General features: G+C 48.3%; 12 protein-coding genes. All 12 read left to right on the plus strand.

Going from position 1 to position 11524, the window contains the following annotated elements; genetic code table 11:
- Position 1: 1 nt before the first annotated feature.
- Entirely contained in the window at positions 2-1540 is a 1539-nt protein-coding gene (locus tag QLG07_RS12330; RefSeq protein ID WP_062818648.1) for an ATPase, T2SS/T4P/T4SS family, read from the plus strand.
- Positions 1533-2603 carry a type II secretion system F family protein gene (locus QLG07_RS12335; RefSeq protein ID WP_048918628.1) on the plus strand — a complete coding sequence of 357 codons (1071 nt, stop codon included), beginning with the start codon at positions 1533-1535 and terminating at the stop codon, positions 2601-2603. Before QLG07_RS12330 ends, QLG07_RS12335 begins: the two co-directional genes overlap by 8 nt.
- A gap of 186 nt (positions 2604-2789) precedes the next feature.
- The gene (locus QLG07_RS12340; protein ID WP_048918627.1) at positions 2790-3293 is read left to right on the plus strand and encodes a type 4 pilus major pilin; all 504 of its coding nucleotides are present in this window, start codon (positions 2790-2792) and stop codon (positions 3291-3293) included.
- 48 nt (positions 3294-3341) lie between these two features.
- Entirely contained in the window at positions 3342-4289 is a 948-nt protein-coding gene (locus QLG07_RS12345; RefSeq protein ID WP_048918626.1) for an ATPase, T2SS/T4P/T4SS family, read from the plus strand.
- A complete protein-coding gene (gene pilV / locus QLG07_RS12350; RefSeq protein WP_282469310.1) occupies positions 4286-5656 on the plus strand; it encodes a shufflon system plasmid conjugative transfer pilus tip adhesin PilV in 1371 nt (456 codons plus the stop codon). Before QLG07_RS12345 ends, pilV begins: the two co-directional genes overlap by 4 nt.
- 11 nt (positions 5657-5667) lie before the next feature.
- Positions 5668-6093 (plus strand): type IV pilus biogenesis protein PilM, encoded by a 426-nt coding sequence (pilM, locus tag QLG07_RS12355; protein ID WP_062821026.1) that lies wholly within the window; start codon positions 5668-5670, stop codon positions 6091-6093.
- Positions 6094-6098: 5 nt separating this feature from the next.
- A complete protein-coding gene (locus QLG07_RS12360) occupies positions 6099-6674 on the plus strand; it encodes a hypothetical protein (RefSeq protein WP_282469311.1) in 576 nt (191 codons plus the stop codon).
- 13 nt (positions 6675-6687) lie between these two features.
- Positions 6688-7332: a prepilin peptidase gene (locus QLG07_RS12365; protein ID WP_048918853.1), complete on the plus strand. Its 645-nt coding sequence runs from the start codon at positions 6688-6690 to the stop codon at positions 7330-7332.
- Positions 7332-7787: a lytic transglycosylase domain-containing protein gene (locus tag QLG07_RS12370; RefSeq protein WP_048918852.1), complete on the plus strand. Its 456-nt coding sequence runs from the start codon at positions 7332-7334 to the stop codon at positions 7785-7787. Before QLG07_RS12365 ends, QLG07_RS12370 begins: the two co-directional genes overlap by 1 nt.
- A gap of 21 nt (positions 7788-7808) precedes the next feature.
- The gene (locus QLG07_RS12375; protein WP_053110533.1) at positions 7809-8744 is read left to right on the plus strand and encodes a DUF6012 family protein; all 936 of its coding nucleotides are present in this window, start codon (positions 7809-7811) and stop codon (positions 8742-8744) included.
- A gap of 222 nt (positions 8745-8966) precedes the next feature.
- The gene (locus tag QLG07_RS12380; RefSeq protein ID WP_282469312.1) at positions 8967-9278 is read left to right on the plus strand and encodes a hypothetical protein; all 312 of its coding nucleotides are present in this window, start codon (positions 8967-8969) and stop codon (positions 9276-9278) included.
- Between the two features lie 24 nt (positions 9279-9302).
- On the plus strand, positions 9303-11524 hold a 2222-nt coding region (locus QLG07_RS12385), incomplete at its 3' end, for a type IA DNA topoisomerase (RefSeq protein WP_282469313.1).

Raw genomic sequence — 11524 nt, forward strand, 5'->3', positions numbered from 1 at the left:
CATGCTTGAAATCACAGAGCATAATTTCAGCCAGATATCATTATCTAAAATTATTGATAAGGTGCCGGATGTGCTGTTGCAGGGGGCTAAGCTTCTGCAAAGTAAAACATCAAAAGAGTGCCTGCTTTATGTGATGAATGATATCCGTGAAGACACACACTACTTTGATTTGAAAAAACGATTGCGTGACGGCAAATACACGTATAAGACGGAGTTTGCGACACGTCAGCAACTGGAAAAACTGAGCCATATATTTAGCGAAATAAATAATGACGAAGCCACAGAGTCTGACAAGCAAAACAAGATACTGGGGATCATCAAAAAGGCTGTCGATATGGGGGCATCCGATATTCACATAGAAATCGGCAGTTATACGCGATTTCTATTTCGCATAGATGGTTCGCGCGTACCCATGCCCGAATTTGAGCAGTCAGAGCAGGAGGGCAAGCAGCTGGTGCAATCCCTCTATAACTCTATGTGCGACGAGCGCAGCGTAAGTACCTTTTCGTATCAGGAACCCACCCAGGGTAAAATTCGTGAAGACTACGTGAAAAGCTTTGGTCTGAGCACTGGACGCCTTGCAAGCCGCCCTGGCGCATCCGGAGGGGTAAGCGTGGTGATCCGTCTGATATCACGGCGAAGGCAGTCAAATACTCTTGAAGGGTTGGGACTGATGCCTGAAGAAGCCAAGATCATCCGCCGGGTACTGGCAAAGCCTGCCGGTGTCATTCTTTCTAGTGGCCCCACTGGCCACGGGAAAAGTACACTGTCGCAAGCGATGGCTGAGATTTACGCAGCAGAAAACCCCGGTATGAGTCCGATATCCGTCGAGGACCCGATTGAATCACCGATTGAAGGGGTGTTTCAGACGCCGCTCATCATCACCGATCGACACGACGGCTCAAAGCTGGGGCAGGCGTGGGCCAAAGCGATTTCCAATATCATGCGTCTCGATCCGGACTGCATCTATATCGGGGAGGTAAGGGATAACTCATCCGGAAACGGCGTAATCGAGGCCGCGCAGACGGGCCACATGGTTATTACCACGATTCATACCAATCATCCTATTGATATCCTGCAGCGCCTGAGACGCTGGGGCATTGAGCAGGACTTATTAACGGATGCCACGCTTATTACCTGTCTTATTGGTCTTCGGCTGGTTAAAAAGCTGTGTCCCAGTTGCAAGCGAAAATATACCGAAAGCAGGAATGGCGTTGATGCCATATTTCAGGATGTTATCGAAAAATACACAGATGTCGATAACGTCCACCTAATTAACCCTATAGGATGTAAGGAGTGCAATTACACAGGTATTAAAGGACGTACAGGCGTATTTGAAGTCATCGAAACGGATGCAAAATTTATGCGACTGTATGAAGATGAGGGGAAATTTAATGCCTATCAATACTGGCGAAAGGAAAAAGGAGGCGTAACGCTTTGTCAGAATGCCATCCGGCTTATAAATTCAGGAGCTATTGATCCTGTAGTGACACATAAATCAATCTGCAATCTTGACCGGGATGATAAATTCAATGAATAGGGTTGAACGTTATCTCTACCAGTTGACCCTCAGCGCAGATGACCGTATCGAAATATATGACAATTTCAGCCAGTATTTACGCGACGGCGTCAGCGCTCAGGACACCTTTAAAAAACTCATTGCAAACTATTCCCGGCGCGGGAAAAAACCCGGAAACGCAATCGCAAAAATCCTGCAGGAATGTGCTGATAACCTGTCTGCCGGTTACTCTCTTTCGGAATCGCTGAGTGAATGGATCCCCGAACAGGAGCTGAGCATTATTGAATCTTGTGATGAAGCCGGAAGGCTGCCGGAAGGGTTTGATAACGCGATGCTGATTGCCGGAGGAACCGGGCGTATTGTCAGCGCGGTGAGAGGGGCGGCAGGCATCATTATTTATATGAGCGCGCTACTGCTGGGGATAATCTCTCTGTTTTGTATCCTTCTGGTGCCGGTGCTGAAGCAGGCTGTCCCGCTGAGTCAGTGGAACGGTATTCAGCTGGGGATTTATTACCTTTACCTGGTTATTACAGACTACTACTGGATCATACTGATTATCGTGGCGGCGTTAATCTTCATGGTTCGTAGAAGTCTGGACAAGTGGACGGGAAACCTTCGCTTTTACGCAGATAAGCTGCCTCCCTACTCCATTTATAAGCGGCTCCATGGTGCAACGTTCATTCTCAACGTCAATGCGATGCTGTCCGTCGGTATTCCAATGGAAGAGGCTATCAAGAAAATGACTCGCTCATGTCGTTCAGACTGGCTGGCCGAACGACTGGAGGCGACAAGCCGTTCTATTGAATCCGGAGAGCAGAATCTGGGTATGGCGCTGGACGTGACGGGATACGAGTTTCCGGGGGAGGAAGCCATTATTAAAATGCAGAGTCTCTTTGAGACGAATAACAGTAATGGTTCGCTCAAACGTTTCGCAGAAAAATGGCTGGATAAAACAATCAAAGGAGTCGAGCAGACGTCAGAACGGCTGAGGATTGTCAGTATTCTGGGGTGTGGTGTGTTTATCTGTGTCCTTATTGTCGTGATGTTTGATCTCATACAACGCGCATTCTTTTTTAACAGCTAATCCAGAAGGAATCAAAAATACTTTAAGGAATAATATTGAACTTTACCCTGACGTTAACGCAATGCGTATGTGCCGTCGCAGTTATTGTATTTATGGTGGTCGTTACGCTACTCGAAACAGCAGCAATTCTTTTTAACTAACTCTCAAATTTAAATTCAGATTAAATAAATCAATAAAGGATATGAAATGAAAAATATGAAGCGTGGTATCGCTAACATCACCGACTTTATCACCTCACTGGGTGGCGCTCTGGTGATGATCACTATCGTTCTGGTCGGCGGTATTCTTGCGTATAACAAGCTCTTTGCCACAACGGAAGTTACGCTGGTCAGCACCCTGATTAACGAAACGCGTCAGCTGCGTGCCAGCAACGGTTATGGCACCACTGACTATTCCGCATCCCTGATTGCTGCAGGAGCCGTGCCGAGCAACGTAACCGTGTCAGGCGGGAAGATTTACAACCGCTCAGGGGGCGTGGTCACGGTCAAAGGGAACGGTGTGGGCTTTACCGTTACGGACGCGGATTTGTCTGCAAAAGACTGCATCAAACTGTCACAGGCAATTGGCACACCTGACCTGGCATCAACCAAAATCAATAATCAGTCGATCACCGGCGAAGTGACTGCAGCCAGCGCAACGGCTGCCTGCACTGCTGATACCAACACGGTCATTTTCACCACCAAATCTTAATTCGTCGTAAATTACCGCCCGAAATCGGGCGGTTATTCAGGTGTCATTATGCAGCGCTTAAATGATTGTGACTTTATTGATCTCTATCTCGGGAATGACTATGCCGAAATAAAGGGATTAAAAGGAGCGCAAAGTTTTTTATCTGTTATTCCGGAACATCTGAAAGACGATGTGAATTTACTTAAAGCAAAGTGCATCGCTCACTTTGAAGAATCAAAGTTAACCGAGTTTTCCGTTATCCATGATGAACGGCTATATCGCGTGACGATTACGCTATTCAGCGGAACAAATCTGATTATCAGGCAGACGCCGGAAAGTGTTCTGCCAATGCATGAAATTCCTCTGCCTTCTGCGCTGCGAACGTCCATTGAGATCCCGCTCGTCACCGGGCTATTTCTCGTCGTGGGAAAAATGGGCAGTGGCAAAACCACCACGGCAGCTGCCACGCTCAGCCATCGCATAGCGAGTACCGGAGAGCTGGGTGTTTCCATTGAGGATCCGATAGAAACGCGGCTCATGGGCCGACACGGACAGGGGCGCTGTATTCAGCTGGAAGTCAGCGGCGATGAAACCTACGCCAGCGCGACCAAAAAGGCATTCCGCATGGGGGCAACATCTTTCCTCTTAGGGGAAATCCGTGATGGCGCGACAGCGCATGAGGTGCTGAAAGCCAGTCTGAGCATGTTTGTTGTTTCCACCATTCATGCTGCGTCCGTACCAGAAGCCATAGAACGGTACGTCATGTTCTGCGAAGAGTTCAGCAGCAATGCTAAATCCCATGTCGCGAATACGCTCTACGTCGTGGCACATCAGGTGATGGATTCCGTTATCAGGAATAACCAGATTGTGAAGCGTAACGTGGAAATATCCGGCTTTAACCTTCGCTATGCCACCGCCAATGAAACGATCCGAGCAAAAATTTCCGCAGGAAACTTTAAGCAGCTCAGCGACCAGTTCAAAAACATCGAATACCAGTTTCCGGAGCGTAAAAAATGATGATTAGAATGAAGCGGGGGATATTTGGCGTAACGGACACCCTTACTACGCTGGGTATCGTGATGATCTTTCTGGTTGCCGTGGTTTTTCCTGCAAGCAACTGGATGACGAATGAATACCGTGGATTTATCGCATCCAGCCAGGCGAAAACCGTAGAGCGTGCCGTCAATAAGTACATTGGCGACAACGCCACGACGATAGCTGCCACGGCAACCCCAACCAGCCCCTACACCCTAACGGTGCCAACGCTTGTCAGCTCCGGGTATCTGCCTACGGGGTTCTCCAGCACCAATAATTATTCAGCAACCTACCAGACGCGGATTTACGAACCGGCCAACGGCAAGTTTCACGCGATGACCTTTCTTACCGGCGGCGCAGATCTCAGCATCAGCCAGGCCAGTAAGATAGCGACCAAAATCGGTGCAACGGGCGGTTACATTGAAAACGGCGTGGCAAAGGGCGCACTTGGAGCATGGAGTAAAAACCTCTCTGCCTTCGGTGGATTCAATCCCGGTGACGGCCATATCGTTATCGCGGGTTTCTACCAGAACGGCACGATCTCAAACGACTATCTGTATCGCAAAGCCGTACCCGGCAGGCCTGAACTCAATACCATGAGCACTGCCCTGAACATGGGCGGCAATGGCATAACCAACGCAGCAACGGTGGCGGCGCAGAATGCCACCGTAAGCGGCACCACCACCACCACCCAGCTCACCGCCACAAACAGCACGGTCAGCGGAAAGCTGACGGCAGGCACCATCAATGCGTCAGGCAACATCACCAGCGCTAACACCGTGCAGGCAAAGTATCTGTATCCAACGCAGACCGTCACGGTAGGGCAGAGTTGTTCTCCTTCGGGCATGATCGGCAAGGACAGCACCGGTAATGCTATTTCTTGCGTAAACGGGCGCTGGGCGAAAAGCTCAGGCGTACCGGTCGGCACTATTGCTATCTGGGGTTCCTACAACATTCCCGATGGCTGGCTGGAATGTAATGGGCAGGGCTTTAACACCGGAGTGTTTACCGAACTGGCCGCTTTGTATCCTTCCGGCAAAGTTCCCGATTTTCGTGGTGTGTTCTTGCGAGGCCTTGATCGTGGCGTCGGACGCGACGTTGATGCAGGCAGGGGATTACTCAGCTATCAGGGTGATGCACTGCAGAATCATACTCACATTGCTGGTACCGAAACTGCCTACAGTGACAGCGTGCCCACTACTGGAACGCGTAACACACCAGGTGGCGCTGAAATCAGGCAGTACAACAACCGAACCGGTGACGTCAACACGTCGTGGGGCGGCGCGCGGACCTCCAGCGAAACGCGGCCAAAAAATAACGCGGTGCTTTACATCATCAAAGCGCGTTAAGGAATAATGCTATGAATTTCTCACCCATCATTGCCCTGCTGTTTGCGGTATTTATTGCAATCGGTATGAGTTTTTCTGAAGACAGTAAAAGGCAGTGGGATATTGCTGATGAACAGTCAAAAGCAGGCCAGTTGATGAATTATGTGTACGCATTTGACGAATATATCAATGCGAACAAGTCAGCCACTGGTGATGTAACAGCAAACATACCATTACCTCAATGGCTTCCTAAAAACTCCGCAATAAAGACCGTTATAAGTAATGGCGTGGGGTATGTATATACCCCTAACTCAAAAGGGTTAATGAGTGAACTTATGATCTGGACAGATAACAGTTCATCAGTAGGTGTTTCAAATGCAACCAATATTAACACCTTGTCGGGGCCGGTGAAAAAGCCGTCATTTATTGGCTCTGGATATATAGTATATATAAGGTAAATTAAATGAAATATAGTTTTGATTTAGAAGAGAAACAGTTCAGGCGAATCATGCTCGATATTGCAGAGATAACCCCGCGTAAGTTACGAAAGGACATTTTTTCGGATATGCAACTTTCGGCTGAAGTGCTGAGTAGTGGTTATTTTAAGACGGATTATACATGGCTGATTGATTATCTTTACCGACTTCGCGATGGGCGTTCATTCCGTGGTGCAAGTGAACACAAGTTGCGCCTAATGCAGGAAGTACTAAACTGGGTTGAAGCAGCGAATCTACATAGAACAGGGAAGCCTTACGCTGCCAAGACGGCCCAGATGCGTTATAAAATTTTCATTGAAGAAAAAAAAGAGTCTGAAACGGCAGATCTCATTTATGAGCGTAATAGGGCATTTCAAAAAAAACACCCATTATTATATAAGTTGAGAGAAAACTATTTGGTTTTGATCGTCTCTCTTCCATTGGTCCTGCTGCTTGGACCCTGGATGGACCTAGAACCTTTTCAGAGGTTAAAGTTAATTTTAGTATACAGTCCTATTGTCGTATTTCCTTGGGCATTGAGCCGATTGAGCCGAGGTTGTTGAGGGTGTAATTAGCATGATTATATCGTTTTTATGGGGTGAGTTAAGCGTTATTTGGTTTTCAATCGCAATATTGATATTCTCTTTTTGGATTCATAAAAAAATTCCGTCATTTTATATTAAAGCAAAAGAATCAGTTATTTGTGCCAGCATTGAGCTGGAAAAAGAGGTGCCCGAAATCAAAAGCAGTTGGATAGCAGCTATGGTTTTTACTCTTCCCGCTCTGCTGATTTACATACTCAGCAAAGATAAAGAAATAGCTGCGATTACATTTGTTTTAGGGATTTTAGCGTACTTTGACCTGACTACCCGCTGGATACCTGACTGTTTGTTATATGGAACCGTTTGGCTTTCTTTGGGATTAAATGCCGAGCAGCTGCTGATACAGGGAGTGATAAGCGCAGTCCTGTTTACGCTGCCTGCGCTCATCTTGCAGGGGTACTCATTTCTTACCAGGCGTAAAGGTGTTTTTGCTTCAGGCGACCTGTATCTGTTGCCGGCTATAGGCGTCTGGTTCCTTCCGGAACTTGCCTCTGGAATAATGGCATGTGCTCTTATGTTGGCTTCTTTCGTGTCTCGTTATGAAAAGAGGGTGCCCTTTATCACCTGCATTTTTCCGGCCTTTGTGGGGTACATGCTGTGCGAATTCTTACTACCGTAATGCTGTTGCTCGTCAGCGGCCTGATGACTGCCCGCGCGGCTACCGGCCTGGATCTGCATGCCTGTTTCAGAAGTGCTTCAGAGCGGTATCTGATTGACCACCGCCTGCTTATTGCGATTGCGGAAGTCGAAAGCAGTATGAACCCGAAAGCCATTGGCCTTAATAAAAAGAAAGGAAAGATATTAAGTGAAGATATCGGGCTGATGCAGATAAATTCATCGTGGTTTCCTGTACTGGTAAAAATGGGGATAACAAGGGAAAGTCTGTTATCAAACCCATGCCAGAATATTTATGTTGGCGCATGGATACTGGCTAAGAATATCGCTGCGAATGGTGTTAACTGGGAATCTGTAGGGGCTTATAACGCCGGATTCAGAAATGCAAATGCGCCATTCAGGCTCAAATATGCCAAGAAAGTATACGCCAGATATCTGGTGCTGACTGGCGAAGAATAAACATAATTAACAGGAACGAAAATGCTGATTCATTTAACACCTCGCTATTATAATAAATACAGTGACGTGCTGGTCGATTTGATTGATGTAACAATACCTGAGCTGAATCTCACACTTAAGTCGGGTGTGGACCTGAAAGTTACAACGCCATTCACGAATAAACTATATAACGTGGTATGCAGGAAAAAAGGGCGAAAGGCCGTTAACGGTATTTTCATCAAGACAGATAAACCGTTATCTGATTTCACGGTAATTACCCGCTGGGTTGTTGATGCTGAGGTATCGACACATCAGGTTCATTACCATGTAATGGATTCTGATTTTGACGCTGTGACGACGGAAAAAATCATGTGGAACGGATGGCGATCGAAGAGCCAATTTAAAAACCGCATCGAAAGCAACATGTGGGAGCGACTAAGCGAGAAAAGACAGTCCTCAATGCTGACGCTACCTGAAGATTTAGGGGCAGAGGTGGATGAAACGGACTGGATATACAACGAACGAGATGAGAAGGGTTTTATACGGCACCGCACGGAGCAAATTGAGATCCCCACGGTTGAGCCGGAAAGACTGACCCTGCAGCTTTCACCGACCAGACGAATTCCGGCCACCGATGACGCTTTCAGCGCTGAAGTCGTAGTGTATCCGATGACAGTGAAACAGGGTGACAACAGCCAGTTTGGCGTTGCCATCGTGCCACTGGATGACTGGATTGAAGAAATGCGCCGTGAACATTATCTGCGGGAGTGGGGCGAAACCATGATTATCCCGGTACTTGAAGAAATAAGAGAACGCAGCCCGTTATTTATTTCCAACACAAATGATTTGTTAAATAAGGCCAATGCATTTTCTAAAACGTTCAACTCCCTAAGCAGTCAGGACAGGGAGGACGTTACAGAGGAATTGCAATCAGTTGTATTCATCGTAAGCTATGAAACTCCCGAAACAGTAGAATAAAGTTGAGCTGAATTGAAATGCGCGAAGCGCATGGAAGGCGGCTCTGAAAACCTAGCACTAAGCACTGAATACAAACCGCCGGAAACAGGATGTCCTGCATATTACGTTAACCCCCCCCTCCCTGCCCGACGCCGTTTACACAGCGGCCTTTCAGCAGCTATTAAGCCGGATGGTCGAAGACAATAGAACGGTTCAGCAGGAACAGTATTCACAGGAAATATTATGCGCTACGTCATGACCGCATGTTTAGCGGCGATTTTACTCACTCTGTATTTACCCCGCGCATCAGCTGCTGACCCCTGCAAGGTCACGCTATGCCTTTGGGGGAAAATGAACGGCTCACTGCGAACGGGTTGTACAGAAGCCGAACAAAGCTTTTTTAATATTGTTAAAAAGAAACACGGATCTTTTTTACCAGGCCCTACCTTTGATGCCAGAAAAGATGCGCTGAATAACGAATGCCCCGCACCTTATGGCGCGAGTCAGTTCGTTGGAAAGGTGCTGGGGAAATATGGCAGTCAGCGGAAAGCGTGAATTTAATAACTTAGAGGAATAACCGTGAAACGTTTATTTATTGCTGAAAAACCAAATCTGGCTCAGGTAATAGCTCAGGCGCTGGGCAACGCACAGTTTAAGGACGGTTACATAGTCTGTGGTGATGATGTGGTTTCTTACTGCGTTGGCCACCTGCTCAAGATCGCGCCGCCTGAACATTACAACCCGGTGTATAAAAAATGGAGCCGTGAAACGCTTCACATGAAACTCCGTCCCGTTCAGCACCTGGTGATTGAACGTACCGCCGAACAGTTTGCCGTTCTGGCTCGACTGATTGCCGAAGCCGATGAAATTGTACACGCAGGCGATCCGGACGAAGAAGGGCAACTATTGGTTGATGAAGTGCTGGAATATTGTTGTAACACGGCACCGGTAAAGCGCGTTTTAATTAATGACCTGAATCCTGAAGTGGCACGCAAAGCACTCCAAAATCTGCGTGATAATGCGGATTTTCATGGGCTTTCAAAACGTGCCTATGCCCGAAGCGTTGCTGATTATCTCTACGGTATTCCAGTCACTCGCGCCTGCACCGTAGCAGCTCGTGAGAAAGGTCACGATGAGGTGATTTCTGTCGGACGGGTACAGACGCCCATTTTGGGCATGATTGTTCGTCGCTATCTGGCTAACCAGAATCATCAGGAGACGTTTTACTGGCAGGTGCGGGCGCATATCCAAGGGGTTACTGGCGCTATTGTGGCTCCAGTGGTGATCCCGGAAGGGGCGCCGGTGGATGAAAAAGGGCGGCTGAGCCAGGAGGGTTACGCTACGGCGCTGGCGAGCAGCTGCAGTGGTAAACCGGCAACCGTCACCGGCACGAAAGTGGAGGACAAAACCAAAACTGCGCCGCTGCCGTTTGCCCTGCTGGATCTGCAGATCAAAATGGCCCGTCAGCACGGGATTAGTGCGGAAGACACGCTGGCAATTACGCAGACGCTGCGAGAGAAACATAAAGCGATTACGTATAACCGTTCGGACTGTCGTTATCTCAATGATGAACAGTTCAAAACGGCCCCGCTTACACTGCAGACAATTGCAGGCACTTATCCGGAGCTGGCTAGATTTTTTAGCCAGGCCGATACAACTCGCCAAGGCAAGGCATTTAACGAGAGCAAAACGACGGCACATACCGGCATTATACCGACAGCTAAATACGTGGATGCTGCTCACTTAAACCTGGATGAAAGCCGCGTATATCGCGCCATTGTTGAACAGTACCTAGCGCAGTTTCTCCCGGATAAAGGATTTAAGTCAGCGCTTGCGGAATTCACGATTGGCGATCATCAGTTTCGAATTCGAGCGACCCGCCAGACCGTTCCGGGTTGGTCAGAGCTGCTGTCTGATAAAGCTGAAGAGGACGAGGAGCCGTCGACCGGCTCTCTTTACGATGAGCTGACGGCATTGAAAGAAGGGCAGGTAAAACAGTGTCTTAAAGCCGAGGCGCAGCGCGAAAAAACCACGCCACCGCCGCTGTATACCATTGCCTCGCTGCTGGAAGATTTGCGCCGTGTTGCGCGCTACGTCGAAGATCCCCGCATTAAACAGCTGCTGCTTGACCGCGACACCGATAAAGATGATGAAGAAAAAGGGGGAATTGGTACACCGGCTACGCGCGGTGCCATTCTGAGCCTCCTGGAACAGCGCGGTTATTACCGGCTTGAAAAGCAAAAGATGGTGCCCACTGATCTGGGGATATCATTGATACATGCGTTGCCGCGCATTATGACCACCCCGGATATGACGGCTCTCTGGCATGAACAGCAGAAAATGATTGAGGGGGGAGAACTGGCGGTAGATGCGTTTCTGGATGAGCTGGAAACGTTTGTGGCCTTCCAGGTCGATCACGTTGACTTATCCGGTTTAAAAGTGGCAGTGCATTCCTGTGAATGCGGCGGGCGCTATATCCGCCGTAAAAATGATAAGGGTGCTTTCTGGGGGTGTAATGGCTATCCGGAATGCCGGAATACAGTTCCTGACAAAAACGGCCAGCCTGATTTTACCGCTATAAACTTCGATGAGAGCTGCCCGAAGTGCAAAGCAAAAATGAAGTACCACCCGAAAGCCTGCAACTGCACGAACGACAGCTGCAAATTTGTTTTGTGGGGTGTGCAGTACGGCAAGGCGCTAACGCTTACGCAGATCACTGACCTGCTGTCGAAGGGAAAAACGCGCGAAATCAAAGGATTCAAATCAACCAAAACCCAGAAGAAATACGACGCCGCACTGCA

Origin of the sequence: Erwinia sp. V90_4 (genome assembly GCF_029967685.1) — a bacterium.
GTDB lineage: Bacteria > Pseudomonadota > Gammaproteobacteria > Enterobacterales > Enterobacteriaceae > Erwinia > Erwinia aphidicola.